The organism is Bacillus sp. ISL-34, from assembly GCF_018613325.1.
Lineage (GTDB): Bacteria > Bacillota > Bacilli > Bacillales > DSM-1321 > Peribacillus.
On record NZ_JAGGQJ010000007.1, the window covers coordinates 1 to 25,643 of the forward strand.

The 25,643-nt window shown below is 39.2% G+C and carries 27 protein-coding genes; 16 read left to right on the top strand and 11 right to left on the bottom strand.

Going from position 1 to position 25,643, the window contains the following annotated elements; all coding sequences use genetic code 11:
* Nucleotides 1-487 precede the first annotated feature (487 nt).
* Both J7E52_RS07565 and J7E52_RS07570 read left to right on the top strand, forming a co-directional pair.
* A complete protein-coding gene (locus J7E52_RS07565) occupies nt 488-3,523 on the top strand; it encodes an efflux RND transporter permease subunit (RefSeq protein WP_214744613.1) in 3,036 nt (1,011 codons plus the stop codon).
* Between the two features lie 255 nt (nt 3,524-3,778).
* Nucleotides 3,779-4,429, top strand: coding sequence for a DsbA family oxidoreductase (locus J7E52_RS07570; RefSeq protein ID WP_214744753.1), 651 nt, complete (start codon nt 3,779-3,781; stop codon nt 4,427-4,429).
* A gap of 164 nt (nt 4,430-4,593) precedes the next feature.
* Here the strand turns inward: J7E52_RS07570 and J7E52_RS07575 are convergent, their stop codons facing one another.
* The gene (locus J7E52_RS07575) at nt 4,594-5,535 is read right to left on the bottom strand and encodes a hypothetical protein (RefSeq protein WP_214744615.1); all 942 of its coding nucleotides are present in this window, start codon (nt 5,533-5,535) and stop codon (nt 4,594-4,596) included.
* A gap of 285 nt (nt 5,536-5,820) precedes the next feature.
* Between J7E52_RS07575 and J7E52_RS07580 the strand changes: the two genes are divergently transcribed.
* The 4 genes from J7E52_RS07580 (at nt 5,821) to J7E52_RS07595 (ending at nt 7,283) form a co-directional block, all read left to right on the top strand.
* Nucleotides 5,821-6,432, top strand: a complete 612-nt coding sequence (locus J7E52_RS07580) for a flavodoxin domain-containing protein (RefSeq protein ID WP_214744617.1) — start codon at nt 5,821-5,823, stop codon at nt 6,430-6,432.
* Nucleotides 6,353-6,520, top strand: a complete 168-nt coding sequence (locus J7E52_RS07585) for a Fur-regulated basic protein FbpA (protein WP_214744619.1) — start codon at nt 6,353-6,355, stop codon at nt 6,518-6,520. Before J7E52_RS07580 ends, J7E52_RS07585 begins: the two co-directional genes overlap by 80 nt.
* On the top strand, nt 6,513-6,662 hold the full coding sequence (locus J7E52_RS07590; RefSeq protein ID WP_214744621.1) for an FbpB family small basic protein: 150 nt from the start codon (nt 6,513-6,515) through the stop codon (nt 6,660-6,662). Before J7E52_RS07585 ends, J7E52_RS07590 begins: the two co-directional genes overlap by 8 nt.
* A gap of 168 nt (nt 6,663-6,830) precedes the next feature.
* Nucleotides 6,831-7,283 carry a DinB family protein gene (locus J7E52_RS07595; RefSeq protein ID WP_214744623.1) on the top strand — a complete coding sequence of 151 codons (453 nt, stop codon included), beginning with the start codon at nt 6,831-6,833 and terminating at the stop codon, nt 7,281-7,283.
* Between the two features lie 97 nt (nt 7,284-7,380).
* On the opposite strand, the gene J7E52_RS07600 is transcribed toward J7E52_RS07595, so the two are convergent.
* Together J7E52_RS07600 and J7E52_RS07605 are read right to left on the bottom strand one after the other, a co-directional pair.
* On the bottom strand, nt 7,381-8,025 hold the full coding sequence (locus tag J7E52_RS07600; RefSeq protein ID WP_396020252.1) for a DUF2238 domain-containing protein: 645 nt from the start codon (nt 8,023-8,025) through the stop codon (nt 7,381-7,383).
* Between the two features lie 44 nt (nt 8,026-8,069).
* Nucleotides 8,070-8,843 (bottom strand): alpha/beta fold hydrolase, encoded by a 774-nt coding sequence (locus J7E52_RS07605; RefSeq protein WP_214744627.1) that lies wholly within the window; start codon nt 8,841-8,843, stop codon nt 8,070-8,072.
* Nucleotides 8,844-9,106: 263 nt separating this feature from the next.
* On the opposite strand from J7E52_RS07605, the gene J7E52_RS07610 reads away from it, so the two are divergent.
* Both J7E52_RS07610 and J7E52_RS07615 read left to right on the top strand, forming a co-directional pair.
* A complete protein-coding gene (locus J7E52_RS07610) occupies nt 9,107-9,289 on the top strand; it encodes a hypothetical protein (protein ID WP_137018620.1) in 183 nt (60 codons plus the stop codon).
* Nucleotides 9,290-9,501: 212 nt separating this feature from the next.
* Nucleotides 9,502-10,062 carry a peptidoglycan-binding domain-containing protein gene (locus J7E52_RS07615; RefSeq protein WP_214744629.1) on the top strand — a complete coding sequence of 187 codons (561 nt, stop codon included), beginning with the start codon at nt 9,502-9,504 and terminating at the stop codon, nt 10,060-10,062.
* A gap of 507 nt (nt 10,063-10,569) precedes the next feature.
* Here the strand turns inward: J7E52_RS07615 and J7E52_RS07620 are convergent.
* A complete protein-coding gene (locus J7E52_RS07620) occupies nt 10,570-10,998 on the bottom strand; it encodes a hypothetical protein (protein WP_214744631.1) in 429 nt (142 codons plus the stop codon).
* A gap of 210 nt (nt 10,999-11,208) precedes the next feature.
* On the opposite strand from J7E52_RS07620, the gene J7E52_RS07625 reads away from it, so the two are divergent.
* Together J7E52_RS07625 and J7E52_RS07630 are read left to right on the top strand one after the other, a co-directional pair.
* Entirely contained in the window at nt 11,209-12,636 is a 1,428-nt protein-coding gene (locus J7E52_RS07625; RefSeq protein WP_214744634.1) for a phospholipase D-like domain-containing protein, read from the top strand.
* A gap of 132 nt (nt 12,637-12,768) precedes the next feature.
* The gene (locus J7E52_RS07630; RefSeq protein ID WP_214744636.1) at nt 12,769-13,620 is read left to right on the top strand and encodes an MBL fold metallo-hydrolase; all 852 of its coding nucleotides are present in this window, start codon (nt 12,769-12,771) and stop codon (nt 13,618-13,620) included.
* 196 nt (nt 13,621-13,816) lie between these two features.
* Here J7E52_RS07630 and J7E52_RS07635 read toward each other — a convergent pair whose 3' ends face one another.
* The 6 genes from J7E52_RS07635 to kynU all read right to left on the bottom strand — a co-directional run bounded on the left by J7E52_RS07635 (nt 13,817) and on the right by kynU (nt 19,925).
* Nucleotides 13,817-14,470, bottom strand: a complete 654-nt coding sequence (locus tag J7E52_RS07635) for a zinc metalloprotease (RefSeq protein ID WP_214744638.1) — start codon at nt 14,468-14,470, stop codon at nt 13,817-13,819.
* 286 nt (nt 14,471-14,756) lie between these two features.
* Nucleotides 14,757-15,389, bottom strand: a complete 633-nt coding sequence (locus J7E52_RS07640; RefSeq protein WP_214744639.1) for a LysE family translocator — start codon at nt 15,387-15,389, stop codon at nt 14,757-14,759.
* 177 nt (nt 15,390-15,566) lie between these two features.
* Nucleotides 15,567-16,193: an arylformamidase gene (gene kynB, locus J7E52_RS07645; protein ID WP_214744641.1), complete on the bottom strand. Its 627-nt coding sequence runs from the start codon at nt 16,191-16,193 to the stop codon at nt 15,567-15,569.
* 39 nt (nt 16,194-16,232) lie between these two features.
* Nucleotides 16,233-17,078: a tryptophan 2,3-dioxygenase gene (gene kynA, locus J7E52_RS07650; RefSeq protein WP_396020257.1), complete on the bottom strand. Its 846-nt coding sequence runs from the start codon at nt 17,076-17,078 to the stop codon at nt 16,233-16,235.
* Nucleotides 17,079-17,136: 58 nt separating this feature from the next.
* Nucleotides 17,137-18,558 carry an amino acid permease gene (locus J7E52_RS07655; protein WP_214744645.1) on the bottom strand — a complete coding sequence of 474 codons (1,422 nt, stop codon included), beginning with the start codon at nt 18,556-18,558 and terminating at the stop codon, nt 17,137-17,139.
* Between the two features lie 89 nt (nt 18,559-18,647).
* Nucleotides 18,648-19,925, bottom strand: coding sequence for a kynureninase (gene kynU, locus J7E52_RS07660; RefSeq protein WP_214744647.1), 1,278 nt, complete (start codon nt 19,923-19,925; stop codon nt 18,648-18,650).
* A 173-nt stretch (nt 19,926-20,098) separates the two neighbouring features.
* On the opposite strand from kynU, the gene J7E52_RS07665 reads away from it, so the two are divergent.
* The 6 genes from J7E52_RS07665 to J7E52_RS07690 all read left to right on the top strand — a co-directional run bounded on the left by J7E52_RS07665 (nt 20,099) and on the right by J7E52_RS07690 (nt 24,777).
* Entirely contained in the window at nt 20,099-20,713 is a 615-nt protein-coding gene (locus tag J7E52_RS07665; protein ID WP_214744649.1) for a TetR/AcrR family transcriptional regulator, read from the top strand.
* Nucleotides 20,714-21,192: 479 nt separating this feature from the next.
* Nucleotides 21,193-21,540 carry a lmo0954 family membrane protein gene (locus tag J7E52_RS07670; protein ID WP_063232490.1) on the top strand — a complete coding sequence of 116 codons (348 nt, stop codon included), beginning with the start codon at nt 21,193-21,195 and terminating at the stop codon, nt 21,538-21,540.
* A 19-nt stretch (nt 21,541-21,559) separates the two neighbouring features.
* A complete protein-coding gene (locus J7E52_RS07675; protein WP_137018631.1) occupies nt 21,560-22,195 on the top strand; it encodes a PspA/IM30 family protein in 636 nt (211 codons plus the stop codon).
* A 158-nt stretch (nt 22,196-22,353) separates the two neighbouring features.
* Entirely contained in the window at nt 22,354-23,100 is a 747-nt protein-coding gene (gene liaF, locus J7E52_RS07680; protein ID WP_214744651.1) for a cell wall-active antibiotics response protein LiaF, read from the top strand.
* Complete coding sequence (locus tag J7E52_RS07685) at nt 23,097-24,143, top strand: sensor histidine kinase (RefSeq protein WP_214744653.1); 1,047 nt, start codon at nt 23,097-23,099, stop codon at nt 24,141-24,143. Before liaF ends, J7E52_RS07685 begins: the two co-directional genes overlap by 4 nt.
* Nucleotides 24,136-24,777, top strand: coding sequence for a response regulator transcription factor (locus J7E52_RS07690; protein WP_214744755.1), 642 nt, complete (start codon nt 24,136-24,138; stop codon nt 24,775-24,777). The genes J7E52_RS07685 and J7E52_RS07690 overlap by 8 nt, the downstream gene beginning before the upstream one ends.
* 512 nt (nt 24,778-25,289) lie before the next feature.
* Here the strand turns inward: J7E52_RS07690 and J7E52_RS07695 are convergent.
* Nucleotides 25,290-25,475, bottom strand: coding sequence for a hypothetical protein (locus J7E52_RS07695; RefSeq protein WP_214744655.1), 186 nt, complete (start codon nt 25,473-25,475; stop codon nt 25,290-25,292).
* Between the last annotated feature and the right edge of the window lie 168 nt (nt 25,476-25,643).

Consider the following 25,643-nt stretch of genomic DNA (forward strand, 5'->3'; position numbering starts at 1 on the left):
TCAAGTTTCGTAATGGAAATGTTGTTTAGTGAGATATCATTGTTGAATGAATGAACCCGGAGATGACTAGCAAAAAGACCATCGGTTTTGGATGCTCGGAATGGTAAAAAAACTCGATGAAAATCGAGTTTGTTTACATTTTTTTTAGGTTTGTGCAATTTGAATGTTTATTTCCACTCCAGGCACTCGCTTTCCGCGGGCGGTCCGGGAGCCTCCTCGACGCTTCGCGCCTGCGGGGTCTCCCCTGGCCACGCTTTTCCCGCAGGAGTCTCGTACCTTCCGTTGCAATCAACTTTGTTTTAACAGTAAGATAGAACTCCTTTTGTCTAAAATCTGGTGGCTGCTGTGCAGCCTTTTTTTGTGTGCATCGAGAGGCATACAAAAATATAAAAATCAATAAAAATTTAACAATCCAAAATTATCAATATATGGTAATGTTTTAAATGGGATTATTTTCTTATAAATTTTATTCAGGGGTGATTAGTGCGTGGAGTTTTTTACTAAGTGGTCGTTTAAGAATAAGGCTGCCGTTTCATTGGTAACCATATTTATTTTGTTGTTAGGAGTTATCAGTTATTTTAAACTGCCGATGGAATTTTTACCATCTGCCGATAATCCACAAGTTACGATTATCACAATGGGGCAGGGCACCGATTCAAAAACAATGGAAGCACAAGTTACAGATCCGATTGAAAGGGCAGTTACGGGAGTTAAAGGAAAGAGTTCAATATACTCCACCACTGGAGATGGGTTTTCAAAAGTAGATCTATTCTTTGAAGCAGGATCGGATATGAAACAAGCGAAACTTGATGTACAAGAGGCTTTAGGCAGTGTAGCATTGCCGCAAAGCATGGCAAAGCCTACTGTTACACAGTTAAATACATCAATGATTCCCATTTCATTTGTTGCTGTTACTTTCAAGGATGGATTAACAGCTGAAAATATAGACTTTACCAAGAAAGAATTAGAGCCTCTGTATAAAGATATTAAAGGGGTTTCGGATGTACAGACATTTGGAGTTTCGCAATCTATTCTTTCAGTCAAAGTGGATAATGAAGAATTGGCTAAAAAGAAAGTCTCGATTCAAGATGTCATGAGCGTCCTTAACGGTCAGAATGCAGCTCTGGCCGTAGGCGAAAAAGTGATTGATGGGAAGGCAAGCAACATCAAGGTTATCGGGGATTTAACAAGTATTGAAAAATTAAAAGCGTTAAAGGTCACTCCAAATGTCCCCCTTGGAGAGATAGCAAAAGTTGAAGAAGCGAAGGCTGGTAATCTCATCAGTCGTTTTAACGGAAAGGAAAGCATTGACTTAAGCATTATCAAGGACAGTCAATCAAATGCTGTCACAATCAGTAAAGAGGTTGAAAAAGTAGCAAAGGAAATTAATGAAAAGTATAGTGACCAGAAATCGACCATTTATTTATCTACAGCTGATATGGTGGAGACTTCCGTTCAGGCGATGGTAAAAGAAGTTCTGCTAGGTGCGCTATTTGCTACGATTGTAATCATGGTCTTTTTACGGAACGTACGATCTACATTCATTACAATCGTTTCCATACCGTTATCTCTTGGCTTTACGTTATTCTTGCTGTCATTGTCGGGAGTGACGCTGAATATTTTGACGCTGGGCGGTGTCGCTGTAGCGATCGGGCGCTTGGTGGACGATAGTATTGTTGTTATTGAAAATATTTTCCGGAAAATGCAGCAGGAGAAGATTTCAGTCGAATTGGTGATGGATGCAACTAAAGAGGTGGGAGTGGCGATAACAGCTTCAACCCTTACTACTGTAGCCGTTTTCTTGCCGGTTGCTTTATTGAATGGAGGGCTTCAAGAGTTTCTTCTTCCTTTCGCTTTGACGGTCACTTATTCTTTGCTGGCCTCTTTAATTGTGGCATTAACGGTTGTTCCGTTAATGAGCGCAGGATTGCTGAAAAGGACGGAGCTGCCAAAACATCTACCGGCCAAGCGTTTTACCAAACTGGTTACTTGGTCATTGAATCATAAATGGGTAGTCTTAATTGTTGCTTTGCTGTTGTTTGTCGGTTCCGTTGGTACATATTTTGCCATGCCAAAAGGGGCGATTGATAATTCTTCAGCAGACTATGTCTCCGTGACATTAACTTATCCAAATGATCAGCCCTATGAGAAAGTAAAGGAAAAAGCGATTGAACTCGAGGAAACGATGCAGGATATGAGTGAAGTGGATAATACTTTCATGCAATTAGGAAACTCTGCCGAGACGGCACAATATGGCGCAGTCACATCACCTACAGAAGCAACTTTCGGCATCCTGGTGATGGATAAAGCAAATGTAGATACAATCCTGGAAAAAATGGAAGAGGAACAAGAAAACTATCCTGATGCGAAGCTTAAAGCCACCGCCTCATCATTTATGATGGGCGCATCAAAGACGAACATTACGATAGATGTGATCGGCAGTAATGTTGAAGATTTGGAATCAACGGCCAATAAGGTCAAAGAAAGAATTCAGGATATTAAAGGAATTGAAAGTGTTACAACGAACCAAGACGAAAAGAAAACCATTTATTCATTCAAGGTAGATCCAGCTAAAGGCAATACAGAACAAATCGGTCAACAATTAGGTATCATGCTCAATAAAACCCCTATCGGCAATATAACTTTGCAGGATAAGCAGACACCTGTCGTCCTTGAACCAATCTTAGATCCTAAAAAACCAGAGGATTTAAAAAGTATTCCAATTATGACAGACGGCGGTCTAGCTCCGGTGTCTAAGGTTGCATTTTTAAAGAGCGAAGAGAGTGCAACAACGCAGTTCCATAAAGATGGGGAAACGTATCTTCAATTGACGGCAACGGTCGACCCGACTATGCTTTCCGATATTGCAAGCAAAATAAATCTTGAGATATTTGGAGATAAAGAGAACAAAGGCCTTGATATTCCGAATGATGTAGAAGTTTTAGTCGGGGGAGCCAGTGCTCAGCAGACAGATGATTTTTCCGATTTGTTCCTTACGATGTTAATATCGATCGGCATTGTCTTTTTAATCATGGTTATAACATTCAAATCGATCAAAGCACCGATTGCCATTCTATTTTCCTTGCCATTCGCTGCCATTGGAGCGGTACTAGGATTGGTTATCAGTCGAATTCCAGTGGATATTACAGCACTGCTGGGTGCTCTCATGTTGATTGGAATTGTTGTGACAAACGCGATTGTTCTTCTGGATCGAGTCAAACAAAACGAAGAAAAAATGATTATCCGTGATGCGATCGTCGAAGCGACTGCTACAAGATTCCGTCCGATCATAATGACGGCTGTAGCAACGATTTGTGCCATGCTGCCGCTTTTATATAAAAAGGCGGAAACAGGAAGCCTGGTTTCACAAAGTTTAGCGATCGTTGTCATTGGCGGGCTAGCTGTGTCTACACTTCTCACACTTATCGTCATTCCATGTATATACGAATTGCTGTACTATAAAAAATCGAAAAAACAGAGAAAGAAAAAGAGGGAACCCGTTAACGAACAAATCGAGATGTAATAATAAAAAGTTTGCAGGGAAAGCAACGCTTTCCCTGCAAACTTTTTTCTGTAATATAGTGCATGCTTTATAGTTTTTTTAAAATAATGGTTGACTTTCCTTTAACCTGTAACTAAAATGATTACATCAGAGGGTGATACAATCGACTGTGTAGTTACTAAAAATGCTATGTTCTTATATAAATATTTTTTTGTTCTGAATTGTAACTAACTAGGTTACAGGTTTAGCTAATGATGAAAAGTGAGGGAATATATGATGACAGTGAAAATTAAAGCGTATTCTGATTTTATTTGCCCATTTTGTTTTTTAGGTAAAGGTCCTTTGGACGAAATCGTGAAGGAAAAGGATGTAGAAGTGGAATGGATGCCATTTGAATTGCGTCCGAGTCCATATTCCAAAATTGATCCATGGAGAGAACCAGATAAGTTGAATTCATGGGATTCTTACATTCTTCCTGCTGCGAAGAAGCTAGGGGTTGATATGCGTTTACCCCGTGTATCCCCGCATCCCTATACACATTTGGCGTTCGAAGGGTGCCATTTTGCAAAGGAGCACGGAAAAGGGAACGAATTCCACAATAGAGTATTTACAGCGTTCTTTCAAGAGGAACAAAATATTGAAGATATTGAAGTATTGTCAAAATTAGCGGGTGAAGTTGAGCTTCCTATAGATGCTTTTAGAGAAGCATTAGTGTCACGAAAGTATCGGGAAGTGCACCAAAAAGCACTTAAACATGCTTATGAAGAAGCAGATATCAGGGCAGTCCCAACGTTTATTATTGGTGATGAAGTTATTCAAGGTCTAGCCAGCAAAGAAAGGTTAGCGCAAGTCATTGAGAAGGAAGAAGCAAAAAATAAACGGAATGAATTTGATGGCTTGCAATGTGATGGTAAGGGGAATTGCTAAAGGCCTTTTGAACTGTCATGGAAATGCTGATATACAATGTTAAACTCATTTTAGATTACTCCTTACATTAGGGCTTAATTTTAGAATACTTAAATATTACAGAAAACCCCCTTTTATAAAACAATAAATCCCTTCCATTTACTGTTTAATATAAAGGGGGGATTTTAATGTAATTCTAGTTGAATTGTAGTAACAATATTAGAATCATCAATCCATAAATAAACATTACTACATTTATGCGTGAAATATCTAATGGCAAAAGTATCTTTTAAATAATCTTCTAAAGTCCAATTGTATAAGGAGAGAGAGATTAAAGGCCCCTTTGATGTGTTTTTTAAACAATCTAACACCTTATCGAACTCCATATCTTCGTATTTCTCTATAAATTCAGATATTATCTTGTATGATTTTTGAGGTTTCCATTCATATTGTGTCTTGCTAATTGTCCCATATAGATTTTTTATTATTGGATTTAAATTATTTGACCTGATCAAGGAGAGAGATTCTTGATTCGGCTTACTTAACATTATTTCTGATGGTAATTCGTTTTCTAATACAATCTTCGTGTTGTCAAAATGCATCATAATTTCTTCGATTACTTGATTATCAATTCTATTATCGACAAATAACGAAGTAACACTATTTTCATCTTGATAACTTAACAGTAAAAAGAATTGAGTTAATAGTGAATATTTTTTTTGGACCTTTGAATTGGGGATAAATTCCCTGATCTTGAAATCTGAAAAACTGTCTGTATTGTCTTCGAACTGATTAGTAGCTTCAAAAGGTTTCAACCATTCCATTAGTAGCCCACCTAGTAAGTTTTTATTTAATTCAAAATAACTATAACTATTTGCAATGGCTGAATAAGTGCCATTTTTTACTGTCCTGAACGTTCCACCTAGTTTTGCACGGTATTTTCCAGCAGATAATCGGTCAGATGATTCATTTCTAATTGTGGAAGTTGGTCGGTTTATAGGATAGCTGAAGTTGTGGGTTTTATAATTTTTCCAACCGCCATTAAGAAATCCGTGATGTTTTTGTATTGTAACTTTTACATTGCTATAAGCGATTACATCTCCACCAACTTGTATTGTCCAAGCCAAAAACTAGAAAGGTAGATATGAAATTGGACGGTGTTTTTTGTTTCCTTACATCTACCTATATAGTTGAATTATCACATATTATATCATGGCTTTTTATAAAAAGTAGTCTTTTTTACCTAAATATTTTGATTATTTTACTTAATTAACAGGATATTTATACTATATTCAAGGCTAAGACGGACTGTTTAATATAATTAACAGAGGTGAATAATTGACAATGAGAATCATTTTCATTTATAGTGAAATGTGTAATGAAAGTAATTCTCAATTAGGAAGGTGATATAGATGAAGGTATTCATTGGTTATGTCAGTTTATCCGGTAATACCGAGAAAATGGCTATAAACATAAAGAATAGAATGAAGGCTGTCGGCTGTGAAGTATATATGGAAAGATTGGATACTGTTGAGGTTGATGCTTTAAAGGATTTTGATTTGGCCTTTATTGGTTTATATACATGGAATCTTGAAGATTTACCGTATGAAGCAAAAGAGTTTTATGAAGAAATTGACCAAGTGGACTTTGGCGGAGTGAAAGTCGCATTCTTTGGTGCCGGCGACTTGACCCATTCGAAACCGTGCGCCGCGATAGATATCCTTTCCGATAAAATGAAGCAATTTGGATTTGATGTATATGATCAAGTATTGAAATTACACCAGGAAAGCACTACATACGAACAATTAAGGAAATGTGAAGACTTTGCAGAGCATGCCCTTATATGGGGAAGCAATAGGAAGAAGAGGAGATTCTCCATATGGGATCGGATGCTAGGCAGCCCCAAATACCAAAAGTTTGTATTTTTGTTAAGGAGGGTCCTTGATGATTACCCAATTAAGTGCAAAGGGAGAAGCAAAAAAAGAGGAACTTATACAAGAACTTCTGAAATTCGGGATTTTTAAAAAATATAATAAACAACTATACGAGCTTCCAATAGTTATTTTACAGAAGGAATTCAATCAATTGAGAGGTGAATTAAAAAATGTCTAGGAGAAGGAAATCTTATACTGAACTGCTAAAAGAAAACCGCGAACTTCTGTTGCATGACAAAATTGAAGTGGAGCGCATCTATACAAAAATCGATCAAAAAGCTATCAATGAAAAAAAGGGCAGTAAGCTAGTACAATCATGATTGGTTAAAAATGAAAACCGAAATCCATTTTTGATTTCGGTTTTTTCTTTTGGGTCCGTTATTGAATGCTGTTGATTCAATAAACCGTGCAGGTTAGTTGAAAGAAGGGATTTTCCGATTGGTTGTCGAATAAAAACCCATACGCAAAAAACTTAGGAGGAGCACCACATGGAAAATGTAATAGATGGAATCAATCATTGGATAGGTTTTATACCTGAAGAGTACAACCGGATGACAGAAAAAGAATTAAATCATCGACCAATGCCACACAAATGGTCCAAAAAAGAGATTTTAGGTCATCTATGCGATTCTGCATTGAACAATATGAATAGGTTTATCAAGATTCAGTACGAAGAACAGCCATATGTTATACAATCATATAATCAAGACCAATGGGTATTAGTCCAGAATTATCAGGAGCGACCAATGGATGAGATAGTTAACCTTTTTTGTGCTCTAAATAAGCAAATCATACATATAATAACGAATACACCAAATGATAGATTTTCTAATCTTTGTGATATAGGAAATAATCAACAAAAATCATTGGAGTGGCTAATAAAAGATTATCTAGAACATATGGAACATCATATTAACAATCAAATTCTAATTAAAAAATAGTGATCTATTTAGGTCACTATTTTAAATTTATCGTTTTTCAGAGCCTTATTTTAAGGAAAGTGGGAGGGTATACAGTTTTAATTCGGACACATAATTACTATTTTTCTACTCTGTTTTTCACTTTTCTTAACAGCTTGTCATGAAGCTTGGACAAGGTAACCAATACAAGGATAGAGCCGATTAATGTTAACGACATATCCCATTGTGCGTCCCAAATATCACCTTGAGTTCCTAAGAAGTCCTTTGAAGCTTTTCCGCCTTTTGAAATGAGGGCAGCTATCCATTCGATGATTTCATATAAGGCTCCAATGGCAAGCGCAAAGCTTAATGTGACAGCAAATAACCAGGGTCCTTTTGTTAGAGGGGTTTTACGTATTACTATTTCTCTAATCACAATCGCTAATAAACCTTTTATAAAATGTCCAAACCGATCATAGTGGTTCCGGTTTAGGTCGTAATGATCTTTTAACCAATTAAACAGAGGGACTTTTGAGTACGTATAATGGGCACCGATGAACATGATGATTGAAAGAACGGCAATAACGAAATAGGATAATGTAGTAAGGCGGAATTTATTATATGTAGCCATTACATAAATCAGAAACACAACGGCAGGAAGTACTTCCATTGTCCATATCAAGTATCCTTCAGGCTTAATAACTGACCAAATCAAAACTGCAGATACTAGCAATAGTAATATTAAATGAATCAGTGTACTTTTATCTCTTCCCAATTTTTTCACTCCATAAATTTAGGTTTTGTATAATTGAATTGCATTCGGAAAAATCAAACAATCTGTGAATGGATAAAATGCTTAATGCTTTCATTTAAATCATTAGCCGCTTTTGTAGGGATCTGATGTTTTGTTTGATCAATGAACTTTAATTCCGTACATGGCAATTTTTCGTGCAATAACTTAGCGTATTGATGCAATGGTTTATCTTTTTTACCATAGACAAGTAATATGGGAAGGCTGATTTTCTCTAGCTGATTGGTACAGTTATAATGCAAACTGTAACGGTAATACTGCTCAATATTTCTGGCATCTCCTTTTAGGGCTTCATTAAACATTGTGTTGAACAACTTTTTTGTATTTGAATTGCTCCATGAAATGGAAAGCGCTAGTATTGGAACTGCGTCTTTATTTGCAAGTGATATTCCTAAAGAAATCTTTTGCTTTAAATATTTATCCCTCACTTCAGACATTCCACCTATAACAATGCCTCCTAGAGCCCTATCGGCACAACTCAGCAAAAATTCCATTACGATAGAGCCGCCGGTTGAATATCCGCATATGATTGCTTTTTTAATTTTCAAATGATCCAACAGATGTTTGATATCTTCTATAATCAGGGGATAAGTTACTGGCAGTCTTGAATACTGACTTCTTCCATGACCCCTGATATCAAAGGTTATTACTTTGAATTCCTCGGATAATTCCTCTATTTGGTATTGGAAATTCACACTAGTCAGTACAGGAGGATGAATACAAACAATAGGAACCCCTTTTCCCTTAACAGAATAATACAAGCTAATACCGTCCACATCTAACATGGGCATGAAGATTCACCTCAACTATCTTAAATCTTTTTCAATCATTCTTATTCAGGTCAACATGAATTGTTATATAAGCAGACCGATGAAATAAAAATGAAATTCCCATTCGAAGAGTGCTAATATCCTTCTTAAAAGAATTTTCCCTTTAAAACGTATTTTTATTACTAATTGTTTTGGTAACAAACATCTTGAATTTTTTGGGTTCTTTTGAACAAGATATAAGAGTTCAGGAAATGAACAAAAATATATAAAATAAGGTGATGTAAATGAGAGCAAACATGGATAAAATTTTACCAGTAGTCGCTTCGGTCGGAGTGGGTATCGCTACTTATCAAATGTTGAGTGGAAATGGCGGGAAAATGAAAAATATGGTGCCGCTTGCCACTAATTTGATGGGAATGGGTACTGGGATGCAAGGGCAGAATCAACAACAGTCAGATTATCAATAAAAAAAAATCCCCTTAAGGGGATTTTTTTGTTTTTATTCAAGAAACGTGGTCTCCATCATGTAAGCTTAATGCACTCCATGGATACTATTTACCATTTTTTATAATTTAAGTAATAAAACACCAAATAAATAACTTCATACGTTATAATGAATGGGCTCCAAGGAAAGTCAGTCAGAAACCTGCAGGAGTGATTATATGAATGGAGGTTATTTGTGTTGAAGAAAAAATTATTAGTCATTATTCCAACAGTTGCCCTGATGTTGGCCCCTCTAGGGACGGGAACTTCAATTACCCAAGCAGCATCAAAGGGCAGTCAAACCCAGAAATTCGAAACTAAGGCGGAAACGCGCCCGACCCTCAGGAAAGGCTCACGTTCGAGTTATGTAAAAGACTTACAGCAAAGCCTTAAAGATGTAAAGTATAATGTAGGCGTTGATGGGATTTTCGGTACCCAAACACAAAATGTGGTAAGGGAATTTCAAGTGGATCATAACTTGAGTTCGGATGGTATCGTCGGTCCGCTGACATGGGCTGCTTTAGATGAAAATAAGGTAGAAAGAAAACAGTTCACGGAAAAAGACGCAATCGCGTTAGGGAAGAAGAAGCTGGGTAATAAGATCATATTCAGCGGTGATGGCAGATTGCTGAAAGATGGCAAAAGAAAAGCATATTACAAATATAAAGCAGCTAATAAAGATTGGATAGATCAAGGCGGGACAGGAACGATTGGGTGGTTCCACATTTATAAAGATGGCCGTGTAGTGGAACAATAAAGGGATATACATGCAAAAAATGTTCTCACTTTAAGTGTGATTTTTTTTTTTGAAGCAAGGATATTATAGGATGACTAAATACATCTATTTTTGGCTATAAATAACAAGTAAATACAGATATAATAATAAATGGACAGCAATTTGGTATAGTGGGCAGCGGTCACTCCTTTTCAGAAAGGGGGTGTCGCTGGTGATTTCTATTATGGACGGACTGATGCTAATGATTTCATTCGCCTCTTTAATCGTCGCAGTAATCGCGGTTACATTAAAAAAGTAACCCCCTCCATACCTCCGGCCAGATGTATGTAGGAAAAGGGTTACTTTCATGATTGAGTAGCTTCTGACTTACCACAGAAAGCCGCTGCTCTTTATGCAGTTTGCTGTTCATTAAGACGCTGGTTTAACCAGTGTCTTTTTTTATATTTGTTAGTTATCATTATTATATCCTCATTTTACCTATACATTCAACTAAAAAACATGGGAAGAGCATTGATTCTTAGGTTTTCGTTAAATTCCTGCCGGCTTCCAGTTCTTCATTCCTTTATAAGATACAATCGAAGGAATCATACAAAGCAAGGCCATCGGTAAACAATAAAGAAGATAGAAATGCCCTCCGTTTTCCAGTAAGGGAATATAGGCTAAAGCAACAAAAAGTAAAGTGAAAAAAATGATCGTAAAAATCCCGAAAGATTGATGATAGAATGCATGAATTTCCCTTCTTCTTTCATCTTGATTGGGTAAGGTCTTTGCTGCTTTGTGCGTTCGAAGGAACAGGTACAGGGAGAACATTAGAAATAATGCGGAAAATGGTAAAGCGATCGCAAATAATGAAACGCCAAGAATGGAAAGATAAAAGCTGGATAAAAAGAAAACTTCCGATACCCCTAATGCAAAACAATAATTAAAGATACTTATTCTATCAGGTTGTTTAAGCATGAAATCCCTCCTTCTATATCATATTATGCAACTGCTTTCATGTTCACCACTTTGTCACATTTAAAAGGAAAATAAATACACCATTACCACCCAGGATAGTAAATGGCACCGCTCGCTAACCAGTCAGATTTATCAAGCCTGCAGATGTTGAATAGAGTCTTTGCATATTACGAATAGTAATAAAATATCGCGTAAAGGGGGGAGTGCTCAATGACTGTAAAAACGGCAACTAAAGGAGTTCTGCTCGTTCTTCTATTTTATTTCCTTTATGTAGCAGTGACGGCAGTGGTTCTTTTCCCCAAAGAAGAAAAAGAAGATAATAGGCCGATTAAACAAGTAAGTGCATATATGGGAGAGAAGGAAGCCACCGTGGATCGTGCTCTGCTTCTCGAAGACGGCTATGAGTCGGGACTCGCCCGAATGCGTATGATCCAGGATGCACAGCAGTCAATCGATATTGCCTACTATGCTTTTGGGAAAGGTAAATCAACCGAGCTTTTTCTTGGAGCATTGATCGATGCGGCTGACCGAGGTGTCAAAGTCCAAGTCCTCCTGGATGGAATATCTCATGGACTCAGGGGTCAATTAAGCAGTGCCCGTTATGCATTGGCTTCGCATGAAAACATTGAATTAAGATATTACGAAACCTTGAAGCCATTTAAGCCGTGGACCTGGCATAATCGCCTTCATGACAAGATCATCATTGTAGATGGAAAGTTAGGCATCATCGGAGGGAGAAATATCGCAGATAAGTATTTAGCAAGCAAGCCGCCAAGGAATTTTGTCTATGACAGGGATGTACTCATTTTCAATGCTAAAGAGGAGAAAGATAGTGTAATCGTTGAAATGAAGGACTATTTGAATGAGTTATGGATTCATCCTTATACGAGCGATGTTTTTTCGGATCTCTCAAAAAGGCAAACGGAAAAAGGAAAACGTGAAAGAGATGAATTAGCGAAACAATACAGTAAAGCTTTGCGCACTGAAACCGATTTCGTTAACCCAGTCATCGATTGGAGCAAGGCTACAACACCTACTAAAAAAGTGTCCTTCATTCATAATCCAATCGAACGTTACAACAAACACCCTATTGTGTGGAGATCTCTAGTGGATATAGCTGCGAACGCCAATCAATCGGTTTTAATCCAAAGTCCTTATATTGTTCCTGCGGATGCTCTGAAGAAATATGTACCGAAAGAGATGGATTCAAAGGCTGATTGGACACTACTTACCAACTCTGCGGCATCAACCCCCAATATGATCGCTTTTTCCGGTTACTTGGCGCTTAGGGATAGTATCGTTGAGACGGGGGCAAGGCTTTACGAATATTCAAAGCCTTATTCTTTGCATGGTAAATCGGTTGTCTATGATCAACGATTAAGTGCAGTGGGTTCCTATAATTTGGATTCTCGATCTGCCTTTTTAAATACAGAATCGATGGTGGTCATTGATAGTGAAGCATTTGCAGCACAGTTGATAGGAGCAATCGAATCGAAAATCTCAAAAAGTACACTCGTTGCCGACAATAAAAAATATATAGAACCGCCTGAAGATCAGAAAAAGGAAGAGTCTTTTTTTAAAGCCACCTTTTTAAATGCCCTCTCGAAAATTACAGTATATTGGAATAGATTCATTTGAATGATGACGAAAAGACAGCAATCGCGGTGATTGTTGTCTTTTTAGCCTTTTGCGGAGATTATCTTATGAAAACAGGTGTAATTTGCTATACTTGAGCAACCTAATCACAACTATCGCAAGGAGAACAGAAACATGCAAACATTACAGCACCTATCGAAACATATTGCCTACCTGCCGCCAGTTCAGGAAACGGATCGCCCGGTTCTTGCCGCCGTGATGGGAAACAAGAAAACGCTCATCATCGATGCCGGTAACTCTGTCCGGCATGCACAGCTCTTTAAGGACGAATTGCTTCGGAATGATATAAGCGGGAATTTCCTCGTTCTTACCCATTCACACTGGGACCATGTTTTCGGACTGGAGAATATCGGGATTCCGGTGATTTGTCAGGAAAAAACATACATCAACATTAAAGATATGCAGCAGCTTTCATGGGAAGATCAGGCCCTCGATCAACGGGTCGAAGAAGGGACCGAGATTCCCTTTTGTGCCGATGCAATCAAATTGGAACATGGGACAAATAGAGAGATTACCTTTCCCCTGCCCGATATCATCTTTGAAAAAACGATGACGATCGATCTCGGCAATATAACCTGTGTCATTGAACATGTTGGCGGCGACCATGCCAAAGATTCCTGCATCATCTATGTACAAGAGGAAAAAACATTATTTTTGGGAGACTGCCTTTATGCCAATCTATATGCTGAAAAATGGAATTATACGGCAGAACAGGCTTCGCTGCTCATTAAGAAAATTGAAGCCTATGATGCCGAAACATATATACTTTCCCATCATGATCAGCCTTGCACGAGACTGGAAATGGAGACGGAGCTTAAGCTAATGAAAGAATGTACCAGAGCGGTGGTCGAACATCGGGGAAACCGAGCTTTAATGGAGCAGGAATTGGCTAAAGAATTAAAGCGGGATCTAACTGAGGGCGAGCTTGAAACGATTGGCTTTTTCGTGAATGGTTACGTTGAGTGATATGTGCACAAGGAAAAGAAAGTACACTACCTGAGTACGATCCTAACCAAAAAAGTAATATACGAATGCTAACACGGACGGTGGATCTATAAGCCTTAATAAAATGAAAAAGCTCCCTTTGGGGAGTTTTTTTATATAGCTTGTACATGTATCACAAATGAGGATTCCAACCAATTGGAACCTCTCTGGGCTTCTTTTAAATTTTATTAACATAAGGTCTTTTATAGGCTTTTGCTCTTTGTTTGGAGGTAGTCATGGACCTTAGTTGTCTTTGTGAGATTGGTGATACAATTACTGTTCCTGAGGGATACATAATGTTGTTTTTGTCATCTGAATGCCGTGCATTGACTAACAAGGCATGTCCAAATTCATGAGCCAAGATATCCATATTTTTTTGTTGGAATGTAGCATATGTCATTACAATATTACCTCGAGTTCCGTTATTATCCCATCTGACGTTACCAATGGCCTTTCCATCTTGAAGGTCTTGTGCATTAATGTAAAACACAGCAAGTCCAGTTTTACGGCCACAATTACCTTTTCTTAATGCTTTAAAAACTTTCTCTCGTTTCCGCACCTGCAAAGGTACGGAGATCCTTGCTAAAGTGGCATCAACACTTAAACCACACTTCCGGGCTCCTTCTCTAGTTCTTAAATCACAAATATTCGGCCGAAAATCAATTCCCCATATGTCACTTGCGTATTTAAATTGTGTTATTATATCTTCTTCCCTCACTCCAGCGGCGTCACCTAAAATGAAAACACAAACATCGGTTGTATACCGAATGCTCTGACCGTTGGCGTTCAGACTCGTATTCTTACTGGTTTTCTTATCTTTATTCTTTGACACAGCATTCATCCTTTTTGTTGATAAAGTTCCCACATATTAATAAATGCATTAATTCCTCAATATGTTTGGACAACCCTATCCAAAAAGTTGAATGACCAAAGAATATAAAAAGCTCCCTTAAGGGAGTTTATTTATTTGTCCATTCCAGAAAGAGATAACAAGAAAATTTACTCGTGAGCATTATGTTTTATTAAAACAACAAATTATGGTTTTTTATATCCTGCATCTGCAGAAAACTGCACCTCTGATTGTTAGGTGTTGTCTAACAATTAGGGTGCAGTTCAGATTAATTATGAGCTTTTTCCAGAGCTAGTTTTATCCCGAAACCAATCAAGACCGTCCCGGTTATACCCTCGAAAATCGCTTGAGTTCTAGGCTTTTTCATGAAAGCGCTGATTTGGTTCAGCAGATAGATATAAAATACAAACCACATCGCAGTTAAAACGGTATACGTTATGCCCATGATCAGGAACGGTAAAAACGTATCTTTGCCTGGATTCACGAACTGAGGCAGGAATGTTAAAAAGAAGACGGCCACTTTAGGGTTAAGCAGATTGGTAAGGAACCCTTGCTTAAAGCAAGACTGGTTTTCGTACTTACTTTTGACTGACGTTTCCGCCGCTGCGGCAACTTGCTTATTTCTTAATCCCCATAAGGTCTTGAAGCCTAGATATACCAAGTAAACGGCACCGACATATTTAAAGATGGAAAATAGGAAAGCGGATTTCACAATGATTGCCGAAAGTCCGAACACGGCAGCTGATGTATGAATAAGCAGGGCACAGCACGTACCGAACATCGTTTTAAAACCTCCCGACGTCCCTACGGTAACAGTGTTCCTTGTGGCTATTGCTGTATCTGGACCAGGTAAGATGATGAGAAGAATGCACATGATGATGAACAAATAAAAGTTTTCCATATTAGGACCTCCACTCTTAGACGATGAATTCTGAAAATTATAACATAGATGTACTTGGATTAGGGAGATAAATATGAAAGTCATGATTATCTCAATACAAAGGAGTCAATCTAACGGAACAAAAAAACAAGCCAAATCATTTTTTATGATCTGGCTCGTTTTATTGAAAAAATTTTGTTAAGGTAACTTTTTCAACACAGCACGTACCGGACTTCCATCTGCTTCAACTAAAGGAAGTGGGAGGGCTGCCAGCTCATAATTACCCGGTCCTATACTGTCTAGTACAAGTCCTTCCAAAATGTGAATTCCATGACCGGCAAGTTCATGATGTGCAGACAGTTCTTTACTATCCAGTGGATCCACTGATGGTAAATCAAGACCAATAAGACGAACGCCGATTTCTGAAAGATATGCCGCTAATTCTGGTTGGATATGAGGAATCGTTTGTGGAAACACACTCCGATTCTTCCATGCATCCGTGCGAATTAACAGACGGGTAACGCCTTGTAGGTCTATACTGGATAATTCATTGACACCGATGCTTGTCTTGTTAGGTAAATGGATAACTCGGGCACTTCCCATATATAAGTCGAGATCCAAATCAATCACTCTTTTTCCATCGTCATCAAAGTGAAAAGGTGCATCAATATGGGTACCGGTGTGGATACTCATATTGATTTGACCTACATTGACAGATCCACTTTCTTCTTTACTCCAATTGACTTTGTATGAGAAAGGTGTATCTCCAGGCCAAACTGCAACATTTTCATCCAGACGTTGTGAAATATCAATCCATGTCCCCATGCATTTACCTCCATCTCTACTGGCTGTTTCTTGAAAATCTTAAAGCTTCGTTCTTAGACTCCATAGTTCCGGGAAGAAGTGTTGATCCAGGGCTCTTTTTAAATACGTTACCCCTGATGATCCGCCAGTACCTTGTTTATTACCAATAATTCTTTCCACTGTGGTCATATGATTAAAACGCCATAATTGCTGTTGATGGCCAATGTCCACTAACTTCTCGCCCAGCTCATATAAGTCCCAATATTGCTCAACATCGCGGTAAACTGTCAGCCACGCCTCTTCTACACTGGCATTTGGTTCATATCTTTGTGACCAATCCCTGCTGATGGCTTCTTGATCAATAGGTAATCCGCGCGCCACAAGTGCATTGATCGCCGCGTCATAAATACTTGGCTCATGAAGGGCCTGCTGCATTTGCTCGTATAAATCTGTCTGGTGCTGATAGACTGATAGCGTATGGACATTTTTGTTTCCTAATGCAAATTCAATCAAACGATTTTGATAAGATTGGAATCCGGAAGATTGTCCCAGTTTATCCCTGAACTCCATGTATTCAGCCGGCGTCAAAGTTGAAAGGACATTCCATGACTGGATCAATTGCTGCTGGATCCTCGAAACGCGCGACAGCATTTTAAACGAAGGTTCCAACTTGTTTTGGCGGATGGACTCAGTTGCTGCTGTCAACTCATGTAAAATGAGCTTCATCCATAGCTCACTCGCTTGATGGATAATGATGAATAGCATTTCATCATGATGATCGGAACATCTATGTTGACTAGTTAAAATCTTATCAAGGTGGAGATAATCTCCGTAAGACATCGATTTTTGAAAATCGGTTTGAATTTCTTTCTCTAGACCAGTTACTGTTTGTTCTTTGTTATCCATATTCTTCATTCCGCAATCCCCTCACTTTTCCATATGCAAAACTATTTATTCTGTCATTCTATTCTATCTTCTTTTCCAGGGATTCTTCCATTACATTATGGTTAATATTTCTTCTTTTTGAAATAAAATAAGCAACAGTTAAAAATAGTAACCAAGGTATCCCGAATTGAAGCATGATCTTGAAATCTGTAAACCATGTTGTAATCATTAAGCTGAATAGAAGAACGGCTCCCAGTATCGTTAAATAGGGAAAACCGATCATCCTTACCGGCAATTTGCGTCCGCCGGTTTTCTCCCATTTAACCCTGAAAAACAAATGGGAAATGAAGATCATGAGCCATGTGAACATGGCACCGAACATGGAAATCCCCATCATGAATGCATAGGATGAACCAGGAAGTAAAGCATGAACGCCTGCAGCAATGAAAATCCCAGTTGTAGAGACAGCAAGTGCTTTTGCCGGAACGCCCCTTTTGTTTAACTTTCCTAAAAAGCTAGGCGCATGTTTTCCACGAGCCAATGAAAACATCATACGTGTTGAAGCATAGAGCTGGGCATTCATGGCAGATAAAGCGGCCGTTAAAATAATAAAGTTCATGATCCCGGATGCACCAGGAATGTTCAAGATTTCCATTACTTTGACGAATGGACTTTCCTCAATCCCAGCCGTTTTCCACGGAACGATCATCAACATGATGCCGATTGTCAACACATAGAAGGTGGATAAACGGAACACGGTCGCTTTTAAGGCTTTTGGAACAGCTGCATCCGGATCTTTTGCTTCTCCTGATGTAACCGCTATCATTTCGGTTCCGAGAAAGCTGAATAAAGAAATAAATACGGCTACCCACATTCCCCACCCGCCAAATGGGAAAAAACCGCCTTCATTTACAAAGTTCTCAGATCCTATATGTGGCTGATCGGAAGAACCGAATAGCACATAGGATCCAAGAAGGATAAAACCAACAATGGCACTTATTTTAATGAAGGAGAACCAATACTCAAATGTAGCGAATGTATTCACGCTAGTAGCATTTACATAAATAAGGGCACCTGCAAACACCAAAATCCATACGATTCCCGGCACGGTCGGAAACCAATACTTCATATACACGCTGACTGCACTTACCTCAACCCCAACAGCCAAAACATTGGCAATCCAATAAGAATAGCGGACAAGATAGCCAGCCATCGGAGTCATGTACTTTTCAGCAATGGACCCAAAAGAACCTGAAGTGGGATGGGCAACAGTCATTTCGGCTAAACAGCCCATCAACAGTAAAACAATGAACGCCCCGAGTGCATAGCTGAGCAATACACTTGGCCCTGCCGCTTGAATGGCAAGCCCGCTGCCAAGGAATAGCCCTGTCCCGATGGCACAGCCCATTGCGATCATGGAAAGCTGATTTGTTTCCAGCTCACGTTTTAATCCTTTTTCTGGCTCATCTTTAAAGTTCAATTGAGTATTTTTGTTCTCCATAGTTCATCCCCTTTTTATCAAAAAAGATTTTATCATGCCCTAATTAACTAACCATTTGAGGGATGGGCCCCATCTGGCGGAATTCCATGTTATGCGACCACTTCACGCTCATTCTTGAATTTTTCATATTGTTTTTCTGACATGATTTTCTTGAGTATTTGTACAACTTCCCAAACTTCTGCGTAGGAAGTATATAGTGCAACCGGAGCGAGACGAATGATGTTAGGTGCTCGGAAATCAGGAATGACACCGTTCTCTTTCAATGCCTTGCAAATCCGTGCAGCCTCTTTATGCTCAAGGCTTACATGACCACCGCGGCGTATGTCTTCTCTAGGAGTTCCAATGTAAAATCCCATGTCTGCCAATTCGGATTCGACTAAATCCATTAAATATTGATTGATTTTCAGGGATTTTTCACGAATATTCTCGATTCCCGCTTCAATAAAAATGTCCAAAGACCCAATCAAAGGTGCACAACTTAACACATGCGGCGTGCCAATTTGATACGCGCCTGCTGATTCAGCTGGTGTTAACGTATGTTCCATATCGAATTGTTTATCTTTTTTGGAGCCGAACCATCCAGCCAATCCAGGCATCGTTCCAAAATGTTTTCGATTTACATATAAACCGCCAACACCGCCAGGACCGCCATTTAAATGTTTATAGTTGCACCAATACGCAAAATCCACATCCCATTCGCTGAATGAATGCGGAATGGCACCGATAGAATGACATCCGTCAAATCCGATTACTATTCCTCTTTTATGAGCTTCATCAGTTAATCGTTTCATATCCAATATTTGACCGCTGCGATACAGGACTGTTGGCAAGATGATCAAAGCGATGTCATCGGTCATTGCTTCGATGATGTCATCCTCTTCAAGAAATCTGCCATCCGAGCTTTTGACGCGGATGAGATCTGTTTCCGGATCATATCCATGTGTACGCAGCTGACTTTGAAGAGCATAAATATCAGTCGGAAAGGTTAATTCATCTGCTAAAATTTTTGTGCGCGTACCTTCAGGCTTATAAAAAGTGGCAACAAGCTGATGCAGATTTACAGTTGTGGAGCCGGTTACGATAACTTCCTCAGGAGAAGCTCCGACCAATGGGGCCATCTTCGCACCCAATTTCTCTGCCATGAAAAACCATGGGTGATTCCCTTGCGTCCATCCATCAATCCCATGTTCCTTCCAATCTTCCAAAGATTCCAAAAGAGTTCGTTCAGCCCTTTTCGAAAGAAGCCCCAATGAATTTCCATCCATATAGATGGAATCCGGCTTTAAATAAAACTCTTCTCGAAAACCTTTAAGACTATCATTCTCATCCATTTGTTTAGCGTGATCCAATGTGTATTCAGAAACCATAATCATCCTCCTATATTAGTATTCTAAATATTTCTAGGAGAATCGTACCAAAGAATATGACATGGTGTCAATAAGTTAATTCAGAAAATTATAAACATTGAATCAATCTTTCCAACAAATGTTTTTTATTTTATGGAAATCCTTTATTCTAGAAGATAAGGGGAGGAATAAGCATGGAAAATGGTAAAGTAGGGGATAAACGGCACTTACGCTCGATCATGACACGTCAAAAGTTATTAGAAGCTGCAAAGGAAATATTTCTTGAAGAAGGTTATCAAGCTGCGCTTATTTCCCAAATGATCAAAAGGGCAAACATTGGATACGGAACGGCCTATGTTCATTTTAAAGGGAAAGAGGATCTGTTAATTGTATTAATGGAAAATGTAATGGAGCAATTCTATGAAATTGCCGAGACCTCTTTCTTTCCAAAATCAAAAGACGAAGCAAAACATATCATAAACAAACAAGCTAATGCTTTTTTGAAAATGGCAGAAGCTGAACGCAATATGATGCAAGTTTTCGAACAGGCCATTGGGATATCGACCATTATTTCAGATAAATGGAAAGCGATCCGCATGAAGTTCATTCAGCGAATTTCAAAGGACGTCGCCTATGCACAGCACAATGGGCTGGCAAGAGCTGAACTAAACCATGAGCTTGTGGCAAGAGGGTGGTTTTTCACAAATGAAATGTATCTGTGGGAAATTGTCCGAAACGAGCATCAAAGTTCTGTCGAAGAAATTGCTCAAACCATCACCTCAGTTTACGTCGAAGGCTTGTATTTGTAATGATATATGCAGTTCACCAATCTTCCGGTATATCGGAAGATTTTTTTTATTCAAGGTTTTACAGAATTAATCCCTTATAACAAAAACACTGAATTCACAGGTAAATCGTCGAAACTCACGAGTAAATCGCCCAAACTCACGAGTAAATCATCAAAACTCACGAGTAAAACAGCGGAATTCACGAGTAAACGCCAAATTCACGAGTAAACAGCCCAAACTCACGAGTAAATCATCAAAACTCACGAGTAAACGTCAAACTCACGAGTAAACCGCTCAAATTCACGAGTAAAACAGCGGAATTCACGAGTAAATCGCCCAAACCCACGATTAAAGCACTCAAACACATGAATAAAACGCCCTCATTAGCGTGGGACTTACAGCGTCTACGCCTTAAGTCTTACTAGAAAATATAGCTAAGGCTCATTATACGAACTTGTAAAAGTAGATAAGATATAAACATAGAAAGGAGGACGAAAACAATGAAGAAATTTGGTTTATTTATTGTAGGACTGATCGCACTTTTCCTGTTACTGGCGAACGTTGGTCCACTGATCAGCCTGGCGATTTGCTTGGCGATCCTATACTTTGGGTTCAAGCAGTTCATGAAGTCCGAATCGACAGGGGCGAAGATTGCGTGGGGATCAGTCTCCATTATCGTGCTGATCGTTTCTATTTCCCATATCCCGGCAATATTGGGACTGGTGGCAGCTTATGTTCTTTACCTGGTTTATAAAAAATGGAATGAAAATGATGAAAGTGCATCATCTAAAGAAAATGACCCATTCTCAAATTTTGAAAGAGAGTGGAAAGAGTTGAATAAGAACTAATAGAAGGGACGGAATTGAAATGGGTAATTTATTTTCAAGAATGAAACAAACGATTTCAGCGGATTTTCATGACTTGTTGGATAAGAAGGAGCAAAAAAATCCAATTGGAATGTTAAATCAATATTTGCGTCAATGTGAGCAGGAGACAGAAAAAGTCGGTAAGCTGCTTGAACGTCAATATCTTTTGAAAGAAGAGTTTACGCGTGAATATAATCAAGCGCAAAATCTAGCTGAAAAACGTAAGCATCAGGCTGAGATTGCTAAGCAGTCGGGAGAAACCGATTTAATGGAATTTGCTGTCAAGGAAAGCCTGCACTATGAAGATCGGGCTCTAAGCTTGAAAGAGGCGCATAAAAGTGCAGAAGTTCAGTTAGCTGAACTGGAGCGGAAATATGAAGAAATGAAGCATAAGCTGAAGGATATGCATCTAAAGCGGTTGGAACTGATGGGCAGGGAAAATATTGCCCGGGCAAACAACCGGATTAATCGGGTTTTGGACGGAGGCAGTTCCGAAGCCAAACCTGTAGCGATGTTTGAAGAAATGGAGCATTATATCGATCGCATCGAGCACCAGGTCCATACAGATTATAATCGGCATACGATCGATGCCAGGATTGTCCAGCTTGAAAAAGAATTGGAACAGAAAGAAGCGTAAAGGTTTTGTAAGGCATCGCTGTTAATCCCCTGGCCTTTTGGAATGGAGGGCGGGGGAAAACAGGCTGTCAGAACGTGATAATTTCATGGTATTCTTAAAAGGCACGGGTTTCTGTGCCTTTTAAGAATATCATGATCATATACAGGGGAGGCGAACCGATGTTGAACAAGGTGAAGACGGACTATATGGGATGGATACTTCTCATCGGAGTCGTCCTGCTTTTTTTAGAGATTTCATTTACGGGTGGAGGTCTCCTTTTTTCCATCGCTTTTTCAATAGGATGTATCTATTTAGGCAGGAAATTCACAAAACGTACAATCGGGAAAATCCTATTTTTTATAGGGCTGATTTCCCTTATTATCACAGTCTTGAATATGTTCGTGTTTAGATTTTTCCTAATGGCGATCCTCATTTATCTTTTGCTTTTATATTATCAGTCCAAAAAGAATCCTGATTGGGTCAGTCCCATTTTAACCAATGATGATTCGGACGAAGAAAAGATCAATCAAGAACGATTACTGAAAACCGATTATTTATTTAAAAATAAGCTGTTCGGTCATCAACAAACGTCCGAACATGTGTATGAATGGAATTCCGTGAATGTTCAGGGCGGGGTCGGTGATACGGTTATCGATTTAAGCAAAACGATTTTACCGAAAGGCGACGCTGTCATTTCCATCAGGAATATCATTGGCAATATCACTGTGCTTGTACCGTATGGCATCGAAATCAAGGTCCATCATTCTGTCATTGCAGGCAGAGCGCGGATCTTTGAAAATAAGCCTGAATCCAGGGTCTTTAATCAAATTTATTCCTACCAAACGGAAGGGTTCAATGAAACGGATCACAAGGTTCATATCATCACTTCAATCTTAGTTGGCGATTTAGAGGTGAAGCGGATATGAGCATACTGACACGGCAGATATTGACTGCCCTTGGTGTTGCTTTCGTTCTTTCCCTAACCTTGCCGGCGGCGGTTTTCTTCATTTTCCCTTTATCCGACTGGAGTTTATTGTGGGAGAAAGTGGTCATGGGGTTACCCTTCGTCATATTCCTGCCAAGCCTGGTCATGACGGTAGGGCTGATTTATGGAGTCGTTTCGGGAATGTTTTGGAAGAGGCAGCTCGAAAGGGTGGATGAAGGGCTGCATTTACTTGAACAGGGCCGTTTGCCTTCGCAACAGGAGGCGTATCCCGTCCAAGAGATGGCTAAAATGGCGGAACGGATGCAACTAATCCATAAGCAAATCAATGAGCAGACAAAATTATCGCAAAAAATGGCGAATGAAAAGGCCATTGATCAGGAGAAACAGATCCAGGAAATCGTTTCCCAGGAACGAAACCGCTTGGCGCGGGAACTGCATGATTCGGTGAGCCAGCAATTGTTTGCCGCTTCGATGTTCATGTCGGCCATCACCGAATCTCAATCCGATATGGAAAAAACGGAAATGAAACAATTCAAGGTAGTGGAAGAAATGATCCATCAATCCCAGCTTGAAATGAGGGCGTTATTGCTTCACTTGAGACCTGTTGCATTAAAGGGAAAATCTTTACATGAAGGAATGAAGGAGCTTCTTTTGGAATTGGCCCAAAAAGTGACGATGGATATAAATTGGAAGATGGAGCCTGTCACTCTGGATAAGGGGATTGAGGACCATCTGTTTCGGATTTTACAAGAATCGATTTCCAATACACTGAGACATGCAAAAGCGAACTCGCTTGAAGTGCTATTGATCGTTCGTGATGGGATGATCATTTTACGAATAACGGATGACGGCATCGGTTTTAACGTCGAGGAGTCGAAAACGGGATCATATGGTCTGCAAAACATGCATGAACGGGCTGTTGAATTAGGCGGAACGATGCAACTTGTAAGCGTTCCGAATAAAGGAACGAAACTTGAAGTGAAAATCCCATTATTAAATGCTGGAGGTGATCATGATGATTAAAGTACTATTTGTCGATGACCATGAAATGGTAAGGATAGGTGTATCGGCTTATTTATCCGCACAATCGGATATCGAAGTGATCGGGGAAGCGGACAATGGCTTGAAAGCTGTCGAACTGGCAATGGAATTGCGTCCGGATATCATTTTGATGGATTTGGTGATGCCGGAAATGGACGGCATAGAAGCGACGAAACGAATTATCGAAAAATGGCCTGAAGCAAAGATCATCATTGTGACAAGCTTCCTGGATGATGAAAAAGTGTACCCGGCATTGGAAGCCGGAGCGACGAGCTATATGCTGAAAACATCAAAGGCCAGCGAGATTGCGAGAGCCGTCCGTTCCACTTTCCAGGGTCAAAGCGTACTTGAACCTGAAGTGACGGGAAAAATGATGGAAAAGCTGCGTCGCCCAAAAATCACCCAGCTTCATGATCAATTGACAAACCGTGAAATGGAAATTTTACTGCTGATGACACAAGGGAAGACGAATCAGGAAATTGCCGATGAACTATACATAGCCCTGAAAACCGCCAAAGTGCATGTCAGCAATATATTAAGCAAGCTTGCGGTACAGGACCGCACGCAAGCAGTGATTTACGCATTTAAGCATTCGCTCGTTCATGACGAACAATGATGCAAAAAAAGGGGCTGTCCCAAAAGGATAAAACCAGCCAAAAAGAAGCAAATAAAAAAATCAAGAATGCTGTTAAATCAACATCTTGATTTTAAAGATGGGGTGTCAATAAGTCTAAATTGGACTTATGAGACAGCCCCCTTTTTCTATGGTTCTGGGCAGAGACTAGAGAAGGCGAGAAATCGCCATATTACGTCTGTGAACGGGAGAGGATAAGGAGTTGATAGACTCGCTGCTGTACCAAGACCCTCTTGGGGTCTCAAAAGGACATTACCTTGTAGCCCCAGTCTTTATGTTTCACACTTTTTATTCATCTTATGATTAGCCAACAATAAACCTATTCCAACAAACCCACCAATAATGGTTACTGTGAAACTTTCAGGTGTTCTGGTGGTGACACCATATAGAAAGCATTCGAAGAACATGACCACGATAAGAGTGTGGAATAAACGATATTTTGACATCAAAACACCTCTTTTATTTAGTTGTGATACTTGTACTTAGTCGTAGTCTTACCTTTGTAGTTGAATTTCATAGTATACTGTTTTTGACTTAAATTTATAAGCTTTAAGGTCACTTTTCTTAATGTAGTTTCTAAATGAAAGACTACCATGATATAACTCTTTCCAACTAGTATATGTAGCAACTGCAAAAGAGCCGACACCTGCAGTAGTCCCTAAAAATCCTACACCACCCAATACAACCCCACCAATAATCAGACCTTTACGCCTATCTGAATTTTGGTAGACCAATGAATAGTCTTTTGGAGGTACTTTCATACATTTATATGCAGGATAACATGCTGCTGCCGGTTATGGTTTTGCCAGTGATGTAATACTAAACATGCTGGTTAATAGGATAACGGA